Source organism: Actinosynnema mirum DSM 43827 (genome assembly GCF_000023245.1).
Taxonomy (GTDB): Bacteria; Actinomycetota; Actinomycetes; order Mycobacteriales; family Pseudonocardiaceae; genus Actinosynnema; species Actinosynnema mirum.
In genome coordinates, this window is sequence record NC_013093.1 from 2,923,448 (window position 1) to 2,942,348 (window position 18,901).

At 75.1% G+C, this 18,901-nt stretch carries 25 protein-coding genes and 1 pseudogene; 13 read left to right on the forward strand and 13 right to left on the reverse strand.

Annotated elements, in window-relative coordinates; genetic code table 11:
* Positions 1-182: 182 nt before the first annotated feature.
* From AMIR_RS12940 to AMIR_RS12970, 7 genes are all read left to right on the forward strand, one after another.
* The gene (locus AMIR_RS12940) at positions 183-1,643 is read left to right on the forward strand and encodes a PepSY-associated TM helix domain-containing protein (protein WP_015801413.1); all 1,461 of its coding nucleotides are present in this window, start codon (positions 183-185) and stop codon (positions 1,641-1,643) included.
* Positions 1,640-2,251 carry a DUF5134 domain-containing protein gene (locus AMIR_RS12945; RefSeq protein ID WP_015801414.1) on the forward strand — a complete coding sequence of 204 codons (612 nt, stop codon included), beginning with the start codon at positions 1,640-1,642 and terminating at the stop codon, positions 2,249-2,251. The genes AMIR_RS12940 and AMIR_RS12945 overlap by 4 nt, the downstream gene beginning before the upstream one ends.
* Positions 2,252-2,412: 161 nt before the next feature.
* Positions 2,413-3,048 carry a TetR/AcrR family transcriptional regulator gene (locus AMIR_RS42710; RefSeq protein ID WP_041836729.1) on the forward strand — a complete coding sequence of 212 codons (636 nt, stop codon included), beginning with the start codon at positions 2,413-2,415 and terminating at the stop codon, positions 3,046-3,048.
* Positions 3,049-3,303: 255 nt separating this feature from the next.
* Positions 3,304-3,630, forward strand: a complete 327-nt coding sequence (locus AMIR_RS12955) for a hypothetical protein (RefSeq protein ID WP_015801416.1) — start codon at positions 3,304-3,306, stop codon at positions 3,628-3,630.
* Positions 3,631-3,634: 4 nt separating this feature from the next.
* Entirely contained in the window at positions 3,635-3,877 is a 243-nt protein-coding gene (locus AMIR_RS12960; protein WP_015801417.1) for an ATP-dependent Clp protease adaptor ClpS, read from the forward strand.
* Entirely contained in the window at positions 3,874-4,359 is a 486-nt protein-coding gene (locus AMIR_RS12965; protein ID WP_015801418.1) for a hypothetical protein, read from the forward strand. Before AMIR_RS12960 ends, AMIR_RS12965 begins: the two co-directional genes overlap by 4 nt.
* Positions 4,360-4,442: 83 nt before the next feature.
* Entirely contained in the window at positions 4,443-4,958 is a 516-nt protein-coding gene (locus AMIR_RS12970; protein WP_015801419.1) for an O-acetyl-ADP-ribose deacetylase, read from the forward strand.
* A gap of 64 nt (positions 4,959-5,022) precedes the next feature.
* On the opposite strand, the gene AMIR_RS12975 is transcribed toward AMIR_RS12970, so the two are convergent.
* The gene (locus AMIR_RS12975) at positions 5,023-5,655 is read right to left on the reverse strand and encodes a DsbA family oxidoreductase (RefSeq protein WP_425358868.1); all 633 of its coding nucleotides are present in this window, start codon (positions 5,653-5,655) and stop codon (positions 5,023-5,025) included.
* The gene (locus AMIR_RS42715; RefSeq protein WP_015801421.1) at positions 5,652-5,774 is read right to left on the reverse strand and encodes a hypothetical protein; all 123 of its coding nucleotides are present in this window, start codon (positions 5,772-5,774) and stop codon (positions 5,652-5,654) included. The genes AMIR_RS12975 and AMIR_RS42715 overlap by 4 nt, the downstream gene beginning before the upstream one ends.
* A gap of 238 nt (positions 5,775-6,012) precedes the next feature.
* Here AMIR_RS42715 and AMIR_RS12980 point away from each other — a divergent pair, with 238 nt between their 5' ends.
* Together AMIR_RS12980 and AMIR_RS12985 are read left to right on the forward strand one after the other, a co-directional pair.
* Complete coding sequence (locus AMIR_RS12980; RefSeq protein ID WP_015801422.1) at positions 6,013-7,596, forward strand: DHA2 family efflux MFS transporter permease subunit; 1,584 nt, start codon at positions 6,013-6,015, stop codon at positions 7,594-7,596.
* Positions 7,597-7,786: 190 nt separating this feature from the next.
* Positions 7,787-8,443 carry a TetR/AcrR family transcriptional regulator gene (locus AMIR_RS12985; protein ID WP_015801423.1) on the forward strand — a complete coding sequence of 219 codons (657 nt, stop codon included), beginning with the start codon at positions 7,787-7,789 and terminating at the stop codon, positions 8,441-8,443.
* A gap of 39 nt (positions 8,444-8,482) precedes the next feature.
* On the opposite strand, the gene AMIR_RS40195 is transcribed toward AMIR_RS12985, so the two are convergent.
* Positions 8,483-8,659, reverse strand: coding sequence for a hypothetical protein (locus tag AMIR_RS40195; RefSeq protein WP_187313508.1), 177 nt, complete (start codon positions 8,657-8,659; stop codon positions 8,483-8,485).
* A gap of 370 nt (positions 8,660-9,029) precedes the next feature.
* Between AMIR_RS40195 and AMIR_RS12990 the strand changes: the two genes are divergently transcribed.
* From AMIR_RS12990 to AMIR_RS43205, 3 genes and pseudogenes are all read left to right on the forward strand, one after another.
* Complete coding sequence (locus AMIR_RS12990) at positions 9,030-9,440, forward strand: hypothetical protein (protein ID WP_015801424.1); 411 nt, start codon at positions 9,030-9,032, stop codon at positions 9,438-9,440.
* On the forward strand, positions 9,437-9,838 hold the full coding sequence (locus tag AMIR_RS12995; protein WP_015801425.1) for a GntR family transcriptional regulator: 402 nt from the start codon (positions 9,437-9,439) through the stop codon (positions 9,836-9,838). The genes AMIR_RS12990 and AMIR_RS12995 overlap by 4 nt, the downstream gene beginning before the upstream one ends.
* 99 nt (positions 9,839-9,937) lie before the next feature.
* Positions 9,938-10,207 (forward strand): annotated as a pseudogene (locus tag AMIR_RS43205) (SDR family NAD(P)-dependent oxidoreductase); the annotation flags it as partial.
* 1,108 nt (positions 10,208-11,315) lie between these two features.
* Here AMIR_RS43205 and AMIR_RS40200 read toward each other — a convergent pair.
* From AMIR_RS40200 to AMIR_RS13030, 8 genes are all read right to left on the reverse strand, one after another.
* Positions 11,316-11,456: a hypothetical protein gene (locus AMIR_RS40200; protein ID WP_015801427.1), complete on the reverse strand. Its 141-nt coding sequence runs from the start codon at positions 11,454-11,456 to the stop codon at positions 11,316-11,318.
* The gene (locus AMIR_RS35605; protein ID WP_015801428.1) at positions 11,449-11,718 is read right to left on the reverse strand and encodes an RNA polymerase sigma factor; all 270 of its coding nucleotides are present in this window, start codon (positions 11,716-11,718) and stop codon (positions 11,449-11,451) included. The genes AMIR_RS40200 and AMIR_RS35605 overlap by 8 nt, the downstream gene beginning before the upstream one ends.
* A gap of 21 nt (positions 11,719-11,739) precedes the next feature.
* Complete coding sequence (locus AMIR_RS40205; protein ID WP_015801429.1) at positions 11,740-12,006, reverse strand: RNA polymerase sigma factor; 267 nt, start codon at positions 12,004-12,006, stop codon at positions 11,740-11,742.
* 43 nt (positions 12,007-12,049) lie between these two features.
* Complete coding sequence (locus tag AMIR_RS39085; protein WP_143760715.1) at positions 12,050-12,589, reverse strand: glycosyltransferase family protein; 540 nt, start codon at positions 12,587-12,589, stop codon at positions 12,050-12,052.
* Positions 12,590-12,873: 284 nt separating this feature from the next.
* Positions 12,874-13,890 carry an NAD-dependent epimerase/dehydratase family protein gene (locus AMIR_RS13015; RefSeq protein WP_015801430.1) on the reverse strand — a complete coding sequence of 339 codons (1,017 nt, stop codon included), beginning with the start codon at positions 13,888-13,890 and terminating at the stop codon, positions 12,874-12,876.
* Between the two features lie 172 nt (positions 13,891-14,062).
* Positions 14,063-14,449 carry an STAS domain-containing protein gene (locus AMIR_RS13020; RefSeq protein ID WP_015801431.1) on the reverse strand — a complete coding sequence of 129 codons (387 nt, stop codon included), beginning with the start codon at positions 14,447-14,449 and terminating at the stop codon, positions 14,063-14,065.
* A 163-nt stretch (positions 14,450-14,612) separates the two neighbouring features.
* Positions 14,613-15,422 (reverse strand): GAF and ANTAR domain-containing protein, encoded by an 810-nt coding sequence (locus tag AMIR_RS13025; protein WP_245554611.1) that lies wholly within the window; start codon positions 15,420-15,422, stop codon positions 14,613-14,615.
* A gap of 213 nt (positions 15,423-15,635) precedes the next feature.
* Positions 15,636-16,400, reverse strand: a complete 765-nt coding sequence (locus tag AMIR_RS13030) for an SDR family NAD(P)-dependent oxidoreductase (RefSeq protein ID WP_015801433.1) — start codon at positions 16,398-16,400, stop codon at positions 15,636-15,638.
* A gap of 78 nt (positions 16,401-16,478) precedes the next feature.
* Here AMIR_RS13030 and AMIR_RS13035 point away from each other — a divergent pair, with 78 nt between their 5' ends.
* A complete protein-coding gene (locus tag AMIR_RS13035; RefSeq protein ID WP_015801434.1) occupies positions 16,479-17,093 on the forward strand; it encodes a TetR/AcrR family transcriptional regulator in 615 nt (204 codons plus the stop codon).
* 70 nt (positions 17,094-17,163) lie between these two features.
* On the opposite strand, the gene AMIR_RS13040 is transcribed toward AMIR_RS13035, so the two are convergent.
* Together AMIR_RS13040 and AMIR_RS13045 are read right to left on the reverse strand one after the other, a co-directional pair.
* Positions 17,164-18,033 carry a dioxygenase family protein gene (locus AMIR_RS13040; RefSeq protein WP_015801435.1) on the reverse strand — a complete coding sequence of 290 codons (870 nt, stop codon included), beginning with the start codon at positions 18,031-18,033 and terminating at the stop codon, positions 17,164-17,166.
* On the reverse strand, positions 18,033-18,872 hold the full coding sequence (locus AMIR_RS13045; RefSeq protein ID WP_015801436.1) for an SDR family oxidoreductase: 840 nt from the start codon (positions 18,870-18,872) through the stop codon (positions 18,033-18,035). Before AMIR_RS13045 ends, AMIR_RS13040 begins: the two co-directional genes overlap by 1 nt.
* Positions 18,873-18,901: the final 29 nt, after the last annotated feature.

Sequence of the window (18,901 nt, forward strand, 5' to 3'; positions counted from 1 at the left end):
GACAAGGCTCAAAGCACCTCTGGACTTCGGAAAACGGCACGTGCGGGCCGTCCGAAACATTGCGAAACCCAGTCGAAAGGCGTCCCCGGAGCCGACTCGGGCGCGACGAACAACCCACTCCCCGGAACCGGAAGCCCCACCCGTCCGACCACTGCGGTTGAGCGGCGACCGAAGGGAGCACGATGACCATCGCCGAACGGGGAACGCCCCGCGCCTCACCTGACGGGACCAGCACGCGCCGAGGTCCCGACGAACCCGCCTGGCCCGCGCTCCGCGCGCTCCTGCTGCGCCTGCACTTCTACGCCGGTGTCCTCATAGGACCGTTCCTGGTCGTCGCCGCCGTCACCGGGATCGCCTACGTCTTCACGCCGCAGCTGGAACGCGCCGTCTACGACCACGAGCTGCGCGTCCCGGCCGGTGACACCTCCCTCTCGCTCGACGAGCAGGCGGGCATCGCCGCCGCGCTCGTCCCGGACGGCAGGCTCACCGGCGTCCGACCCGGCCCGACCCCGACCGACAGCACCCAGGTGATCTTCAAGCTCCCGGAGCAGCGGGAGAGCTACTACCAGACCGTGTTCGTCGACCCGCACACCGGCGAGGTGCGCGGGCAGCACGAGACCTACGGCTCCGGTCAGGCCCTCCCGCTGCGCGGCTGGATCGACACCCTGCACCGCGACCTGCACCTCGGCGAGTTCGGCAGGCTCTACAGCGAACTGGCCGCCAGCTGGCTGTGGGTCGTCGTGCTCGCCGGCCTGGCGCTGTGGATCGGCAGGCGCCGCAAGCGCAAGCGCGAGCTGGTCCTGCCGCAACCCGCGCCCGCCGGTCGCCGCAGAACCCTGTCCTGGCACGGCGCGCTCGGCCTGTGGGCCGCCGCGGGCCTGCTGTTCCTGTCCGCCACCGGACTCACCTGGTCCGCCCACGCGGGCGCCACCATCGGCGAGGTCCGCACCGCGCTGGACTGGACCACCCCGGCGGTCACCTCGGCGATCACCACGACCGGCGGAGGCCGGGACATCGGCCTCCAGGCCGCCCGCGACGCCGCGCTCGCCGTCGGCCTCACCGACCCCGTCGAGGTCCGCCCGCCCGCCGAGGGCAAGGCGTACGTCGTGCAGCAGGTCCAGCGCAGCTGGCCCGAGAAGCAGGACTCGGCCGCGATCCACCCGGTCACCGGCGAGGTCCTGGACGTGCTGCGCTTCGCCGACTACCCCCTCGCCGCCAAGCTCACCCGCTGGGGCATCGACGCCCACATGGGCCTGCTGTTCGGCCTGCCCAACCAGCTCGTCCTCACCGCGCTCGCCCTCGCCCTCATCGCCCTGGTGTGCTGGGGCTACCGCATGTGGTGGCAGCGCAGGCCCACCAGGGGCGGCGCCCGGTTCGGCCGGGCGCCCGCGCGCGGCGGGTGGCGCAGGACGCCGGGACGGGTGCTCGCCCCGCTGGTCGTCGCCGCCGCGGTCGTCGGCTACTACCTGCCGCTGCTCGGCGTCCCGCTCCTGGGCTTCCTGGCGCTCGACGTCGCGCTCGGCGCGCGGCGGGGCAACGGCCAAGAGGGCACGCACGCGGAAGCCGGACCGGTCACGGCGGCCGACGATGGGGGCCAGGACGAGGGCACGGCCACCACCGAGGAGCAGGGGGTCCCCGCGTGATCGACGAGATCGTGCTGCGCGTCGCGCTCACCGCCGCCTACGCGCTCGCCTGCGGCTTCCACCTGGTGCGCCTGTGGCGCGACGGCGGGCTCGTGGACCGGGTCGGCTCCGTGCTGCACGCCCTGATGTGCGCGGGCATGGTCCTCATGGCCTGGCCCGCCACGATGGCGTTCGCGCCCGTGCCGCAGACCGCCCTGTTCGCCGTCGCCGCCGCCTGGTTCGCCGCGCTGGCCGCGATCGGCGGCCGGGCCTGCGCCGGGCACGGCCGGGTCGAGCTGGCCCACCACGCGGTGATGATGGCGGGCATGGCGTGGATGGTCGTGGTCATGCCGCTGGCCATGCGCGAGCCGTCCTCCGGCGGCGGTGGCGGCGCGCACGACCACCACGGCGGCGCCACGACCACCGTCGACGCGGGCGCGGGCGTCCCCGCGCACGTGACCGCCGTGGGCCTGGCCCTCGCCGTGCTGTTCGCGATCGCCGGCACCGCCTGGCTGGCCCGAGCGCTCGACGCGGGCCGCGCGCCCGGCACCCGGCGGCGAGCGGCGGCACCGGCCGTGGAGAGCGCGATGAGCCTGGGCATGGCGGTCATGGCCGTCGCGATGACCTGACCCGTCTCCGGCCGGGAGGCCCCTCCCGGCCGGATTTCTCCCCGTCATCGGTGAAGAACTCCACCCCGCCGCCGCGCACGGCACTGCGGCGCAACGCTTTTCACGCAGTCCCGACCCCGAAGTCCCGTCCCCTGGCCCCTTTCCGTGAGTACGGTCGACCCGTGGCGACGCGAAGCACGGCACCCCGGCTCACCCGCGCCGCCGTCGTGCGCCGGGCCACCGCGATCAGCGGGGCCGAGGGCCTCGGCGCGGTCACCATCCGCCGCCTCGCCGTCGAGCTCGGCGTCACCCCGATGGCCCTCTACTGGCACTTCACCAACAAGGACGCCCTGCTCGACGCCCTCGCCGAGCACGCGGCAGCCGCCGTCCCGCTGCGCCAGGACGGCCCCGACTGGGCCGAGGACCTGCGCGCCCTGCTGGAGGACCTCGTCGGGGCGCTGCACCTGACCCCCGCGCTCGCGCCGCTGGTCCAGACCAGGGTGCTGTCCGGTCACGCGGGCGCGGGACTGGCCGAGCGGGTGCTCGCGCTGCTGGAGCGGGCCGGGTTCACCGGGCGCAGGGCCGCCGAGCTCGCGCTGCTGCTGCTCGGGTCTGCGGTCGCCGTGGCCGCCGGTTGCGGCGCCGGTCCCGCCACGGCCGGGCGGCGCCTGGCCCGCGCGCTCGCCCTGCCCGCGGAGCGGTTCCCGCGCGTGGTCGCCTCCGCCGACGTGCTCAGCGGGGGCATCGCCCACGACCCCCGCCACCCCGGAGGGGTGAGCCTCCTCCTGGAGGGCGTGCGCGCCCTGCCGCGCGACTGACCGGCCAGGCGCCCGCCGCACCGGTGAACAGCCGCCCGAAGCCCCGTTCCGCACCCGGTTCCCCAGCGCCACCCCGCCGGCGCCCGCCCCCTACTTGATCGATACCACCACCCCGGTGGCACGCCATGCCCCGTCCGGGTGGACACTCTGCCGGGGTAGTGCGGCTGTTCGGACGCGCGAACAGGTGACCCCGCCTGCCATCCTGGGTACCCCCTGGTATTCCAGGAGGGCTGTCGTCGAGATCGGGGAGGGCAGATGAGCGCACAACCCGTCGACATCGCCGTGCCCGCGCCGCGTGGCGGTGCGGCGCCCATTCCGCTCAACCTCACCGTCCCCTCCGAGCCGAACCTGCTGCCGTGCGCCCGCGCCGCGCTCGACCGCTGGCTCGCCGCGGCCGGGATCGACCCCGGCGCGCTCGTGCGCGCCACCGGCGAGCTGGCCGACGACCTCGCGGGCAGGGGTCGGGTCGTGCTGGTCCGGATCGCCGCGGAGCTGGCGGGCGACCGGGTCGTCATCCACGTCGGCGAGCACCGCATCGGCGCGGGCACCACCGACTTCGCCACCGTCATACGGCAGCGCTGACCCCGTGGGCCCCGTGCGCTCGGACGGGTGGCGGGTGGTCGTGCTGGACGACGACGTCAACACCCTCACCACCGCCGGCTACGCGCTCGCCGCCCACTGCGGCCTCGACGCCGAGGGCGCCGCGTGGCGCCTGCACACCGAGGGCAGCGTCCCGGTCGCCGAGTTCGCCGACCGGGACCCCGCCGAGGAGCTCGTGGTGCGGTTGCAGCGGCACGGGCTGCACGCCGCCCTCCGGCCCGCCGGGTGAACCACGAGCTCGACCACTTCGACGCCTCACCGGTGGGCGACGGGGTGCTGGTGCGCATGTCCGACAACGTCGCGCGCACCCTGGCCCACCACCTCGGGCTGCTCTCGCGCTTCCTGGAGGACGACGTCTACCCGGAGCCGCGCCGCTCGCTGCTGCGCCGCAGGCCGCCGCGCGACGTCCTCGCCGCGCTGTACCCCGACGCCTGCCCGTCCCGCGCCGAGTCGGAGGACTTCCGCGCCCGCCACGCCGCCGAGCTGCGCGACGCCGCGCCGGTCCGCAGGGCGCTGGAGCGCTGCGCCACGCCCACCCCGTTCGTGCTCACCCGCGCCGAGGTGGACGACTGGCTGATCGCCCTCCCGCTGGCCCGCAGGCTGCCCCGGCGGCCGGGACCGGAGCGGGTGATGGTGGAGGCGTGGTTCGCGCACGCCCACGAGTACCTGGTGCTCGCGCTGCGACCGGACCTGGTCGACCTGCGCCGGTGAGCCCGCGCGGGAACCGGTCGGGGGACCCGCGCCACGCGTTCGGCGGACCGGGGACCCGTCCGCGCGCGTGGCAGGATCGGGGGATGCCCAGGATCGAGTGCGTGGTCGGCGACCTCACCCAGCAGGACACCGACGTCGTCGTGAACGCGGCCAACTCCTCCCTGCTCGGCGGTGGCGGCGTCGACGGCGCCATCCACCGCGCGGGCGGCCCGGAGATCCTCGCCGCGTGCCGCGAGCTGCGCGCCGGTCACCTCGGGGGCGGGCTGCCCACCGGGCAGGCGGTCGCCACCACGGCCGGGCGGATGCCCGCGCGCTGGGTCGTGCACACCGTCGGACCGGTGTTCTCCGCCGACGAGGACCGCTCCGAGCTGCTCGCCGACTGCCACCGCAACTCGCTGCGCGTCGCCGCCGAGCTGGGCGCGCGGACCGTGGCGTTCCCGGCGATCTCCACCGGCATCTTCCGCTGGCCGCTCGACTCGGCGGCCCGGATCGCGGTCGCCGCCGTCGCCGAGGCCGACGCGCCGGGCGTGGAGCTGGTGCGGTTCGTGCTGTTCGACGAGGCCGCCCACGCGGTCTTCGGCGCCGCGCTCGACGCGTGAGACGCCACCGCGCGGGTCCCCTGGTCGGGAACCCGCGCGGCGGTGTGGTGGGAGCGGTTGTGGATCAGCCCTGCGCGGCCTGCCGGAGCGCCTGCGCGAACACCTCGGTCGGCTGCGCGCCGGACACGCCGTAGGCGCTGTTCAGCACGAAGAACGGCACGCCCGACACGCCGTACCTGCGCGCCTGCGAGAAGTCCTCCCGCACCTCGTGCGCGTACTCGTCACCGGCCAGCACCCGCTCGGTCTCCTGCGCGGGCACCCCGATCCCGGCGGCCAGCTCGACCAGCGTCGGGGTGTCCAGGGTCCTGGCCTCGACCAGGTTGGCCCGCATCAGCCGCTCGTGCGCGACGGTGCCCAGGCCGTGCGACTTCGCCAGGTGCAGCACCCGGTGCGCGTCGAACGTGTTCAGCGAGACCGAGTTCATCAGGTCGTACTCCAGGCCGACCTCGGCGGCGACCGCCGTGACCTGGCCCATCATGCCCTCGACCTGCTCGCGGGAGGCGCCCATCTTGGCCGAGAGGTGCTCCGGCGTCGGCAGGAACCTGCCCACGGGCGCGTTCGGGTCGAGCTGGAAGCTGCGCCACTCGACCTCGACCTCGCCGTCGAACTCGGCGAGCGCGCCCTCGAAGCGCCGCTTGCCGATGTAGCACCACGGGCAGACGATGTCCGACCACACCTCGACCCGCACGGCGCTCACCGGCACACCCCGTCCACGCCGCACGCCTGCGCGTCGGTCCCGCCCAGCACGACCAGGCCGGTCGGCTCCTCCTCGGTCACGCCCTCGGCGGGGTCCGCCTGCAGCTGTGTCTGTTCCACCCCAGTGGCAACCTCGCGGGTGCGCGCGGGTATTCCGGCGGCGCGCGATCCGGTGCGTCCCTTTTGGTGCGGAACGCGGCGTTTCCCCGGTCGGGGACGGGAAATGTGCGTCACCTCACGCGCGGCGAGGGCGGTGGGCGGGGTCTTCGCGGCGGCTAGGGTCGACCGGGCGGCCGGTCGAGCCCGCAGCGGCCACCGCCCCCTCCCCGATCCCCGCCAGTCCCCGGAGCGCCCCCGCATGAGCACGCCCCCACGCCGCGCCGACCAGCGGCGACCGGACCAGCCGCCCCCCGGCGGGAACCGCCCCGCGCAGCCCGACCCGCAGCAGCCCGACTCCCGGCAGCCCGACTCCCGGCAGCCCGACCCGCAGCGCCCTGGCGGGCAGGAGCCCGATCCCCAGCGCTGGCGCGCGCTCGCGGTGTGCCTGCTCGCCGGGTTCATGACCCTGCTCGACGTCACCATCGTCAACGTCGCACTGCCCTCCATCCAGCGCGACATCGGCGCCACCACCGCCGAGCTGTCCTGGGTGGTCACCGGGTACGCGCTCGCCTTCGGCCTCGTCCTGGTCTCCGCCGGCCGCCTCGGCGACGACCTGGGCCGCCGCCGGATGTTCCTGATCGCGCTCGCCCTGTTCACCCTCACCAGCGCCCTCGCCGGACTCGCCCCGGACGGGACCTGGCTGGTGGTCGCCCGCCTGCTCCAGGGCGTCGCGGCGGGCCTGCTCAACCCGCAGGTCGCCGGGTTCATCCAGCAGCTGTTCCCCGGTCGCGAGCGCGGCAAGGCGTTCGGCCTGTTCGGCGCGGTGGTCGGGCTGTCCACGGCGGTCGGCCCGCTGCTCGGCGGCCTGCTGCTCCAGTGGGGCGGCGGCGCGGGCGGGTGGCGCTGGGTGTTCTACGTGAACCTGCCCCTCGGCGCGCTCGCCCTGGTGCTCGGCCTGCGCCTGCTGCCCCGCGACCGGCCCGCCGCGCGCGGTGGCGCCCGCAAGCCGCTGGACGCGGTCGGCGCGGTGCTGCTGGGCGGCGCGGTCGTGTCGCTGATGCTGCCGCTCGTGCTGTCCGAGCACGACCCGGCCACCGCCCCGTGGTGGCTGATCGGGGTCGCGGTGGCGCTGGTGGCGGTGTTCGTGCCGTGGGAGCGCGCGGCCAAGCGCCGCCACGGGCACCCGCTGGTGGACTTCGCGCTCCTGCGCACCCGCGGCTACTCGACGGGCGTGGCGCTCGGGCTGGTCTACTTCGCCGGGTTCACCTCGATCTTCTTCGTGCTCACCCTGTTCCTGCAGCAGGGCCACGGGTACACGCCGCTGCAGGCCGGGCTCGCGCTGACCACGTACTCGGTGGGCGGCGCGACGGCCGCCGCGATCGGCGGCAGGCTCGTCGGGCGGCACGGCCGGGTCGTCGTCGTGGTCGGCCTCGCGCTGGAGGCCGCCGGGCTGGTCGTGGTCGACCTGGTGCTGCGCGGCGCGCCCGAGCGCATCGGGCTCGCGATCGCCCTGCCGATGCTCGTGGCGGGCATCGGCAACGGCCTGGTCATCGCCCCGAACCAGACCCTGGCGCTGCACGACGTGCCGCCGAGGCAGAGCGGCACCGCCGCGGGCGTGCTCCAGACCGGGCAGCGGATCGGGTCGGCGATCGGGATCTCGGCGGCGGGCGCGGTGTTCTTCGCAGCGCTGGGCGGTGGCGGGTGGGACCACGCGATCACCACCAGCCTGCTGGTGACCATCGGGCTGATCCTGCTGGCGCTCGTCGTGGGGCTGGTGGACCTGGTGCAGGGACGCCGTCGGCTGCGCGCGGCCGAGGTCGAGCACGTGGGTTCCGGGGCCTGAGGTCGTTCCCAGACCGTCCTTAATGGATGGTCCGGGGTCGGGGGCGGGTTTTCGTGGGCGCGCTCGCCGGGGGTGTCGCCCGTTCGGCGTCCTCGGCGCTGCGCCGAACGCCGCGCGGCCGTCCACTCGGGACGGCCGGGTGGCGTGCCGGAGGGGCTGCGGCAGGGGTGGGGATGTACCGTAGGCAGCTGTGAAGACCGTGGTCGGAAGGGGTGCGCGGGCGGCGCAGGTCGACTCGACGCGCCAGCAGATCCTGGCCACGGCGGAGCGCCTGTTCGCCGAGCACGGCCTGTACGCGGTGTCCAACCGCCAGATCAGCGCGTCCGCCGGTCAGGGCAACAACGCGGCGGTCGGCTACCACTTCGGCGCCAAGGCCGACCTGGTGCGGGCGATCATCGTCAAGCACACCGAGCCCATGGAGCGGCTGCGGCTGGCCATGGTGGAGGCGGTTGGGGACGGGGCGGGCCTGCGGGAGTGGGTGGACTGCCTGGTCAGGCCGGTGACGACGCACCTGGACTCGCTCGGCGGGCCGACCTGGTACGCCCGGTTCGGCGCGCAGGTGATGACCGACCCGGCGTTTCGGGCGATCATGTCCGAGGAGGCGCTGGCGACGCCGGGGATGCGGCTGGTGCTGGAGGGGTTGCAGCGCAGCCTGCCCGGCGAGGTGCCCGCGCAGGCGCGGCTGGACCGGGCGCAGATGCTGCGGCACCTGATGGTGCACGTGGTCGCGGAGCGGGAGCGGGCGCTGGCGGAGGGCGTGGTGACGCCGCGCGGCAGCTGGGACGACGCGGCCACCGGGTTGGTGGACGCGATCACGGGGTTGTTGTTGGCGCCGGTGACGGGCTGACGGGGCCGGGCTGACAGGACCGGGCGGGGACCGGGTGGTTCAGGCCGGTTTGCGGATCAAGCCGGTGTAGGCGGCCACGGCCAACGTCGCGGCGGCCCACACCAGCGCTTGGAGCACCAGCAGCAGGCCGGTGAAGAACTTGCCCCAGCCGACGGTGCTGACCGGTAGGTGCAGCCACTCTTCCCGTGAAGCGCGCGCAAGGCGTGGGAATTCCAAGCGCTGGAAGCGTACCTTGCGGGTCTTTTCGCTGCGGGGTTCTTGTCAATCTTGAGGGCCGCCGGTAGGGCAAACCGCCGAGGCGGGCAACTCTGCGTAATTCCCAATGGGTAAGCCGCGAACAAATTCTGCTCGCACTCGAAAGTTGTTCCTTTTGGTTTTGGCGAGCCCTTCAGGGAGGGGCAGCCTGTAGGCGTGGGCCATTCGTCACGTCGAGTTGCCCCCACTGCCGACTTCTTGAACCGACTCGGTCGTCTTGGTGGATCAACTGTCCACTGTGTACTCATAGCGGTGAAGTAGCTCGTCCCGCCCTATGTGTGACATTGGTCTTGTCGGCGTCCGAGGAGGGGTTGTTGTACCGCTCGACAACGTGCTGGCGCTCGCCCTCGTGGTGCTGCTGTGGCCCGAGCCCAAGAAGGGCGTCGCGGTGCTGCGGCGGTGGGGGGTTGCCGAGCCTGACGAGCGGCAGGTCGGGGTGGCGTTGCGGTACCTGCGGCGGCGCAGGCTCTGGTATCCGGTGCTGATCTTCGGGATTCCCCTGCTCTCCGAGGTGCTCGGGCTGCCTGCGGCGAGTGACGCCGGGCAGGCGTGGTTGCTGCCGGTGCTGCTCGGTGGGGTGCTCGGGGAGGTGGTCGCGCAGCGGCCGGTGAGCGGGACTCGGCGGGAGGCTTCGTTGGAGCGGCGTGGGGTGTTCGACCTCGTGCCGGTGTGGGCGGTTGTGCTGCACGGCCTGTTGCTCGGGTGGTTGTTGGTGGTGCGGGTGGGGGAGCGGGTTCGGTGACGTCGCTGCGCGTGGTCGTCGACACCGGGAGCGGGGTCGCGCCCTGGCGGCAGGTGCACGACCAGGTGATCCGGCTCGTCGACGCGGGGGCGCTGGCCGGGGGCGCGCGGTTGCCGCCCATCCGGCGGCTCGCACGGGACCTCGGGCTCGCGCCCGGCACCATCGCCCGCGCGTACCGCGAGCTCGAACTCGGCGGGTGGGTGCGCACGGCTCGGGCCAACGGGACCGTGGTCGCCGAGCGGGGTGACGACGCCGCCTCGGCTGAGCGGGCGGCCCTGCTGGACGAGGCGGCCGGGCGGTTCGCGGGGGTGGTGCGCGAGCTGGGGCTCCCGACCGGCGCGGCGCTTTCGGCTGTGGAACGCGCGTTGAACTCGTTCGGGGGGACGGTTCCGGAGTGAAGGGGCGCGTCCGGTCACGGCGGGTGAGCTGAACGCCCCTCCGGGGCACCGCCTTCAGGCACTGTCCCGGCGCCCCCTCCGCGGTGGTTCATTCAGCTCATGGCCGAGTGGGCGGAGCAGGACGTTCCCGACCAGCGCGGACGGGTCGCGGTGGTGACCGGGGGCAGCAACGGCATCGGGTTCGCGGTGGCGCGGGCGCTCGCCCGCAAGGGGGCGCTGGTCGTGCTCGCCTGCCGGCACCTCGGGCGGGCGCGGGACGCGGTCACCCGCATCGACGGGCGCGTCGAGGTGCTCAAGCTCGACCTCGCCTCGCTCACGTCCGTGCGCGACGCCGCCGACGAGCTGATCGGACGGCACGAGCGGGTCGACCTGCTGGTCAACAGCGCGGGCGTGGTCACGGCGCGGGCGCGCGACGAGGACGCCCAGCGCGGGCTGTGGGAGCTGTCCGAGCGGCTCACGGGGTGCGCTTCCCGGTGTGACGCCTCGACCTGGGGACGCCGGACTGGGGGCACCCGGAAGGGCAAGCGGACCGCGCTCGATCAGGAGACCTCGTTCGGGGTCACCGACTCCACTGTGGTGGAACTGGTCGACCGCCACGAGCCCGCCATCAGCGGCCCGCCCTGCACGGCCACCAGCTGCCGGGTGCCCAGCAGCGCGCCGGTCGCGGGGGTCGATCAGGATCTCGTGCCAGTCCCGGTCCACCCTGACCCCGAACGCCGTGCCGCGCCGGTCCTCCAGCGTGATCACGCTGTCCTCGTGGACCCGCAGCCCCGGCACCCGCGCCAGCGCCCGCAGCAGCGAGGCCTGCGTGGACGCGGGCAGCATCCCGCTGCCCAGCGCGTGCTCGACGAGCACCAGGATCTCCTCGGGCGCGCCCTTCCACGCGCTCGCCCGCAACCGCTGGCACAGCTCGTCCGGATCGCTCGGCAGCCCGGACGTGAACGAGGGGATCGGGTTGTCCCACGACCCCTGCGCGCACCGGTCCTCCGGCAGCTCGGGGAACTGCCCGCGCGCCCCGCGCCGCACCTCCCGCCCGTGCTCGGCGGGCGGCGCGCCCTCACCCTCACGCCCCGGCAACCACTCCACCTCGATGTCCCTGGTGAACCGTTCCACCCACTCCTGGGTGAGGTCGTCGGGCACCCACCGCTCCTGGACGCTGGTGCTCAGGTAGACGGTCCCGGCGGGTTCCAGCACGTGCAGGTCCTGGTAGGTGCTCCGCACGTACCGGTAACCGGTCTTCGGCGGTTCCACCACCAGCTCGGCGACCCGCTGCAACGCGGAGGCGGCCTCCACATCGGCGCCGAGCAGCACCTTGGCCCGCCCGCCCCGGCCCCGGCCAAGGCCCGCGCCGTACCCGTCCGCGCCGAACGGGTCCGTGCCGCCAGACCCCGCGCCGTCACGCCGAGCCCCGAACCACCACCCCCGCCGCCGCCCGACCGCCCCCCGTCCGCCCCCCACGTCACCGCCCGCAGCGCGCTCAACCCCCGCTCGCGCGCCGCGTCCGACATCCCCGGCTCGTCCGCCCCGCCAGCCCCAGCGCCCGGTCCAGCAACCGGTCCAGCTCCTCCGGTCGCCGTCCGCCGCCGTCGGCGGGCCCGACGTCCTCGCGGTCAGACATCGCCCGTCCTCTCCCGGTCCAGGCGCGCGCCGATCCCCGCCCGCAGCTTCGCGCGCGCCCGGTGCGGCCTGGTGCGCACGGTGTTCTCGCCGATCCCGAGCGCCGCCGACACCTGCGCGGGCGTCAGCTCGCCCCACGCCACCAGGGTCGGCGCGTCCCGCTGCTCGCGCGGCAGGTCGGCCAGCATCCGCCGCAGCGGACCGGTCAGCGCCTCGGCGTCGGCGACGTCGGCCACCCGCCCCAGCGGGTCCTCGTCCGGCACGGTCCTGGCGTGCTCGCGCGTTCACGCGCGTAACCGCCGCTCCTCGGTCCGCACGTGCCTGCGCACCAGGTTCGTCGCCACCCCGTACAGCCACGCCACGGTCGCGTCCGGCTCGTGCGGGCTCCCCGCCCGGTCGCGCCACAGCGCCAGGAACGCCTCCGCGACCAGGTCGTCGGCGATCTCCGCGCCGACCCGCCGCGCCAGGTACCGGTGCAGCCGGTCGGCCGTCCCGGAGTGGAGCCGCTCGACGGAGAACCGCTCGACCGCACCCTCGTCCAGGAGGCCCACTCGCACCTCTCCCGGTGAGGCGGTTGCCCTGCTTCGCGCACCCCTACCTGCCCGCGGACCGCCTCCGCGTTGCCGCAGCGTGAACCGGGTCACGCCACCCTCGCGCGCCCGCCGAACGCCAGCCAGCCGAGCGCCGCCACCGCGCACCACACGTACCCCGAGCCCACCAGGCCCACCCCGGCTCCCGGTCGTCGCCGGTGGGCAGCCGCCACCGCGGACCCGCCGGGAACACCACGCCCAGCCCGACCCCGACCCACCGGGCGGTCGACCGGTCCACCGCCGGGCGCGCCGAGGGCGACCACGCCGCGTGCGCGGCCACCACGAGCGCGGGCGCCGCCCACACCCAGTGGTGCGACCAGGAGATCGGCGACGCCAGCAGCGCCACCGGCCCGCGCCGCCGCGCCGCCAGCCACGCCACCGCCACCCCGCCCGCCGCGAGCAGCAGCCACGGCGCCACCTCCACCCCGCCGGGCAGCCCCAGCCGGTGCAGCGCGCCCCGGATCGAGGTGTTGCCGGCGTAGGCGATCCCGCCGCTGCGGCCGGGGTCGAGCAGCGCGCACACGGCGGCACCCCGGCCAGCCACGTCTCGCCGCCCACCCGGTAGACCCTCAGGCCGATCAGCGCGAAGCCCGAGCGCGACCACTCGTAGACCACCGGGGACACCGCGACGACGGTCCACGGCAGGTGGGGGCCGGCGAAGGGCCCGGCGGTGTCCGGGCAGGGTGGGGCGCGACTGGGTGGGCAGCACCGGGTGACTCCGATCGGGGAACGGGACCCGATCGGGCCCCACGTCCGGTACCTGCCCGGTCGACCCCGGAGCGTTCCCAGCGAGCGAAGCAGCTCACTTCCGGGGGACGCCCGACCAGGTCACAGGTCCCGCGCGCCGCGCCTCAGCTTGGTGTTGAGCGGCGGGCTGGTCGACTCGCCCCGGTGCTCGCCCAGCGCGCGCACGAACTCCCGCAGCACGTCGCGCGCGTCGTACCTGGGCGTCCAGCCGAGAGCGCGGGCCCGCGCGGTGTCCAGCAGCGGCGACGCCAGCGCCAGGTCCACCCACCCCGGCGCGGTCGGCTGCAACCGGGCCTTCCAGGTGGCCCTGGCCAGCGTGCGCAGCGCGTTCGCGGAGATCGGGACGTGCCTGGCCCCGACCGCCGCCGCCAGCTCCTTGGGCCTCACGACCGGCTCGGCGGCCACGTTCAGCGCCCCGGTGAACCGCTCCCGCAGCACCAGCAGCAGCGCCTCGGCGACGTCGTCGGCGTGCGTGAACTGCATCGCCAACCGCCGGGGCAGCGGCAGCACGGGCAGGCGCAGGCGGAACAGCGCGGGCGGCACCAGCAGCCCCAGGAAGTACCGGTGGATCTCGGCCGCCGCGTCCGGCTGCAGGATCAGCGACGGCCGAACGCGGGCGACCGAGATCCCGTCGAGCGCGTCCAGCTGCCGCTCCACGGCCGCCTTGTGCCTGCTGTACGAGGAGGTGCGCACCCCGTTGGTCGGCCACTCCTCGTCCACCCGCAGCGACTGCACGGCGGGGGAGTAGACCCCCACCGACGACATGTGCACCAGGTGCGGCACGCCCGCGTCGCGCGCGGCGGTGAACACCCGGCTGCTGCCCGCGACGTTCGTGCGGAACAGGGCCTGCTCGTCGTGACCGGGCTGGATCTTCCAGGCCAGGTGCACCACGGCGTCCGCGCCGGAGGCGATCTCGGCCAGCTCGTCCTCCGAGCCCTCCTCGGCGAGGTCGACCTGCGACCAGGCCACCCCCTCCGCCGGGCCGAACGCGGGCCTGCGCCGCGCCACCCCGTGCACGTCGATGTCGGGTTCGGCGGCCAGGCGGCGGAGCAGGGCCGTGCCGACGTTCCCGGAAGCGCCCGTGACCACGATCCTCATGGCGGCCGGTTACCCCCGCTCGGGGGGCCTATCCGCGTGGGCGCGGTATTCGTGGTGGGTGGGATCGCCGGGGGTGGGCGGGTCCGGAGCGCCGGACGCCCCGGTCGCGTCCACCGGGCGGATCTCGCTCGTCGGCGGTGCGATCGGGGCGCTGCTGTGGGGGTGGTGCCGGTTACGCGCTGACGCCGACGGGGGTGCGCAGCGACGCGCACGCCTCCGGGACGCTGGTCATCGGCAGCAGGACGGGGTCAAGGCCGCTGAGCGTGGTGGGCCTGCGGACCGCGCGCTGGTCGCTGACCACCGCCCACCGCACGTCGGCGGTCTCGGCGGCGGCGGTGATCTCCACCAGCACGCCGAGCACGGCGGCGGAGCAGAAGCTCACCTCGCCGAAGTCGATGATCAGGGCGGGCGGGGTGTCGGCCACGGCCTCGGCGAGGTGGTGGCGCAGCCGGTCGGTGACCGCCCCGTCCAGCTCGCCGGTCGCGGTCACGACGGTGACCTCGGAGCTGGAGCTGGCGGTGATCGTCGTGGGAACGGTGCTACGTCGGATGCTGAGCACGATGGGCCTCCTCTTCGGGACGAGGACGGCCAGCGGTTCGAGCGCGCCGGTCTGCCCTGCCCCGCGTGCTCGTCGTGCGGGTGGGTGGACCGCGGCTGCTAGTTGAACCGCTACCCCTCCGACGGTACTCACCTCAGCCCTGAGCGCAACCACCTGGGCGCGATCAGCCCCGATCGATCTCGTCGTGCCTGGTGGTGAGGGTGCGGGCGAGGTCGATGAGCTTGACGTTCAGCTCCTGGGAGGTGCGGCGCAGCAGCGCGAAGGCCTCGTCGGCGCCGATCCCGCGCCGGGTCATCAGGATGCCCTTGGCCTGGCCGATGACGTCGCGGCTGTCGACGGCGCGCGCCAGGTCGGCCCGCTGGAGGTCGGCCAGCTCGGCGACGCGGGCGTGCGCGAGGGCGAGCGAGGCGTGCGTGGCGAGCAGCAGGGCGGTGTGCCGGTCGGCGGCGCTCAGGCCGCGGGCGTCGTGGGAGTAGATGTTGAGCGCGCCGGTGAGCCCCTCGCCGGGGGTGGGGAGCAGCTCGGTGGAGATGATCGCGTCGTAGCCCTCGTGGTGGGCGGCCTCGGAGAACTCCGGCCAGCGCTCCTCGGCGCCCAGGTCGTCGCTGGCGGCGAAACCGGGGCCCTCGGGGACGGCGGCGTCCAGGCAGGGGCCGGAGCGGGTGCGGTACTGGACCTCGTCCAGGGACACGGCGACGGGGTGGGTGCGCACGGGGGTGGAGAAGCGGCCGTCGCGGTCGCGCAGGGTGACGCTGGCCAGGGCGGCTCCGCTCACCAGGCGGACGGCGGCGTCCACGACCTGCTCGAGGGTGCCCAGGACGGTGGGGGCGCCCAGGAGGCGGCGGGTGAGGGCCTCGAAGCCGTCGATCCGGGCGTCACCGGTCGGGCCGTCCACGGTCGGTGTGCCCCTGGTGGTCGCTGTGCGCGGGTCGATGTGGTGTCCTCCTGCGCTCGGGTGCGGGTCAGCAGCCACCTCACCGCAGAGGCGGGAGCCGAGGATAGCAGCGCGGGTGGACGGGCGGCGGCCGTGAAAGCGGAACCGGGCGTCGGAACGGCGCTGTCGGGACCCGTCCCGGCACTGCTGACGGCCGCGCCGGCGTGGTCGGGTGGGACCGGCTCGGCGGGACCGGCTCGATGGGACCGGCTCGGCGGTCCCACCCGACCCGGTCCCGCCCGACCCGACGCCTCAGACCGCGGACCAGCCGTTGTCCACCGGCAGGACCACGCCGTTGAGGCTGCTCGCCGCGTCCGACGCCAGGAACACGATCGCCGCCGCCTGCTCCTCGGCCTCCGACACCCGGCCCAGGTTGCCCATGTACCGCCCCAGCACCTTGGGGCCCGACGCCTCCGGGTCCACCTGCACCGCGATGCCGGTCCTCGTGCCGCCGGGCGCGATCGCGTTCGCGCGGATGCCCTGGTCGCGGTACATCACCGCCAGCGACTTGGTCAGGCCGACGACGCCGTGCTTGGACGCCGTGTAGGCCGCGCCCGCCGCGCTCCCGCGCAGCGACGCCTCCGACGCGGTGTTCACGATCGCGCCCTTGCCCGCCGCCAGCATGTGCGGCAGGACGGCCCGGCTGAGCAGGAACGGGGCGGTCAGGTTGACCCGGATCACGCGCTCCCACTCGGCGTCGCCCACGTCCCCGAGCGCGTTCATCCGGTCCATGATCCCGGCGTTGTTCACCAGCACGCCGACCCCGCCGAAGGACTCCACCGCCGTCGCCACGACCCGGTCCACCACGGCCTGCTCGCCGAGGTCGCCCACCACGACCTCGGCCACGCCGCCCGCCTCGCGGATCGTGGCTCCGGTGGCCTCCGCCGCCTCCGCCGCCAGGTCCGCCACCAGCACCTTCGCGCCTTCTGCCGCGAAGAGCAGCGCCGCCGCCCGCCCGATGCCCGACCCCGCGCCGGTCACGATCACGCCGACGCCCGCCAGCCCACTGCCGCTCATGTGCCCACTCCTGTCACGCCCGTTCATGGCGCGTCGTGCCACTCTGTCACGTCGTGCCAAATAGTAGGCTGTGCGCCCGTGGAACCACAGGTGGGGGCGGCCAGGGGTGGCCGTCCGCCGCTCAGCGAGCGGCGCAGGGCGCAGACCAGGCTGGACATCGCCCGCGAGGCGGTCCGGTTGTTCGAGGCGCGGGGCGTCGCCGCGACGTCGGTCGAGGACATCGCGGAGGCGGCGGGCATCTCGACGCGCACGTTCTGGCGCTACTGCGAGGGCAAGGAGGACTGCGTCCGGCCCCTGCTGACCACCGGGGTGGACGTGGTGGCCGCGGCCCTGCTGGAGTGGCGCTTCGGCGAGGACGTCGCGACCGTGCTCGACCGCGCGGGCGCGGCGGCGGGCGAGGTGATGGCCGACGCGCCCGCCACGCAGGCCCTGCTGCGGCTGGTGGCGGACGAGCCGGCGCTGCGCTCGGTGTGGCTGCGGGTGCACCACGACGCGGAGGACGTGTTCGCCGCCGCGCTGACCCGCTCGTCCGCGCTGCCCCCCGGCGGGCTGCACGCGCGGGTGGGCGCGGCCGTCGTCAACGGCGCGCTGCGGGCCGCCGTGGAGCACCACGTGGCGCTGCGCGGCACGGAGGGGCTGGTCGACACCGTCCGGGAGGCGCTGAGGATCGCGGTGTCGGGGTTGCGCGGGTAGTCTATGTCCACAGTGGACTTGACGGCGGGAGCGCCCGTGCCGCAGCGGTTCGCGGCACGGGCGCGGTGGCTCAGCCCAGCTGGAACGAGCGCTTGGCGAACCCCATCATGTACCCGTCGATCGCGGTGACCGCGCGCTGCGCCGGGTCCGTCGCCGCGCCCAGCGTGATGAAGATCGGCAGGAAGTGGTCCGGCGTCGGGTGCGCGTACGGCATCCCCGGCGCGCGCGTGCGGAACGCCGCCAGCTCGTCCACGTCGCCGCGCCCCAGCGCCTCCGCCGCCCACGCGTCGAAGTCGGCCGACCAGACGGGAACGGCGTTGTGCAGGAACATCTCCCGCGTCGCGAACCGCAGCCCGTGCGTCATGAACCCGGAGCCGATCAGCAGCACGCCCTCCTGCCGCAGCGGTGCGAGCCTGGCGCCCAGCTCCATCAGCCGCGCCGGGTCGTGGGTGGGCATGGACAGCTGGAGCACCGGCACGTCCGCCAGCGGCAGCATCGCCATGAGCGGCACCCACGCGCCGTGGTCCAGACCGCGCGCGGGGTGCTGGTGCACCGGCTCGGCGTCCGGCATGAGCGCGGCGACCCTGCGGGCCAGCGCGGTCGCGTCCGGGGTGTCGTAGCGCATCCGGTAGTAGCGCGGGTGGAAGCCGCCGAAGTCGTACACCAGCGGCGTTCCGGCGGCCGGGGCGGACAAGGCGAGCGGCGCGTCCTCCCAGTGCGCGGACACGATCAGCACGGCCTTCGGCTTGGGCAGCGACCGCGCCCAGTCGAACAGCTGCCCGATCCACGGCCCGTCGTCGAACAGCGGGGGCGCGCCGTGGCTCAGGTACAGCGCGGGAAGCGGCCCGTCCGAGGGCGTCCACCCGCGGTGCGAGCGGGCGCTCTCCAGCGCGCCGGGAAGGAACGCGTCGTACGCCCCCGCAGGGGCCTGGAACGGCATCAGGACTGCTTCAGGGCGGTGGCGGCCCACTCGCGCAGCGGGGTGGTGGGGCGGCCGATCAGCGCGCTCAGCTCGCCGGGCGTGGCGGCCAGCTCGCCGCGCGCGATGGACGCGTCGATGCCGGACACGAAGTCCGCCACCGGTTCCGGCAGCCCGGCGGCGAGCAGCGAGGCGCGGTGCTCGGCGAGCGGGAGGTCCCGGTAGACCACCTCGGTCCCGGCGGCCGCGGCGATCGCGTCGGCCAGCTCCGGCATCGCCCAGGCGGTGTCGCCGGACAGCTCGTGCGCGGTGTTCGCGAACCCGTCGCCGGTCAGCACGACGGCGGCGGCCTCGGCGTAGTCGGCGCGCGCGGCGGACGCGACCAGGCCGTTGCCCGCGGCGCCCGCGATCACGCCGGTCTCGGCGCCCTGGCGGGCGGTCTGGTCGTAGTTCTCGTGGTACCAGCCGTTGCGCAGGAAGGCGAACGGCACGCCGGACGCGCGGATGTGCTCTTCGGTGGCCACGTGGTCGGGCGCGACGCCCAGCGTGCTCGTGGGCGCGCCCAGCACGGAGGTGTAGGCGAGCAGCTCGACCCCGGCGGCCTTGGCGGCGTCCACGACGGCGCGGTGCTGCTCGGCGCGGTTCGGGTCGGTGCCGGAGATCAGCAGCACGCGGGTGGCCCCCTCGAACGCGGCGACGAGCGTCTCCGGCCGGTCGTAGTCGGCGAGGCGGGCGGGGACGCCGAGGTCGGCGGCCTTGTCCAGGTCGCGGACGGCGGCGGTGACGGCGGCGCCGCGCTCCCGCAGGGCGGCGATGACGAGGCGGCCGAGCTGGCCGGTGGCCCCGGTGACGACGATCATGGGCTTTTTCCTTGCTGTGTCTGGGTTTC

Excerpts from the sequence above, each read along its gene's own strand:
- AMIR_RS12940 (WP_015801413.1), top strand. The coding sequence starts at position 183 with ATGACCATCGCCGAACGGGGAACGCCCCGCGCCTCACCTGACGGGACC.
- AMIR_RS12980 (WP_015801422.1), top strand. The coding sequence starts at position 6,013 with ATGAGCACGCCCCCACGCCGCGCCGACCAGCGGCGACCGGACCAGCCG.
- AMIR_RS13015 (WP_015801430.1), bottom strand. The coding sequence starts at position 13,890 with ATGAGGATCGTGGTCACGGGCGCTTCCGGGAACGTCGGCACGGCCCTG.
- AMIR_RS13040 (WP_015801435.1), bottom strand. The coding sequence starts at position 18,033 with ATGCCGTTCCAGGCCCCTGCGGGGGCGTACGACGCGTTCCTTCCCGGC.
- AMIR_RS40200 (WP_015801427.1), bottom strand. The coding sequence starts at position 11,456 with ATGTCTGACCGCGAGGACGTCGGGCCCGCCGACGGCGGCGGACGGCGA.
- AMIR_RS13045 (WP_015801436.1), bottom strand. The coding sequence starts at position 18,872 with ATGATCGTCGTCACCGGGGCCACCGGCCAGCTCGGCCGCCTCGTCATC.
- AMIR_RS12970 (WP_015801419.1), top strand. The coding sequence starts at position 4,443 with ATGCCCAGGATCGAGTGCGTGGTCGGCGACCTCACCCAGCAGGACACC.
- AMIR_RS12955 (WP_015801416.1), top strand. The coding sequence starts at position 3,304 with ATGAGCGCACAACCCGTCGACATCGCCGTGCCCGCGCCGCGTGGCGGT.
- AMIR_RS13030 (WP_015801433.1), bottom strand. The coding sequence starts at position 16,400 with ATGAGCGGCAGTGGGCTGGCGGGCGTCGGCGTGATCGTGACCGGCGCG.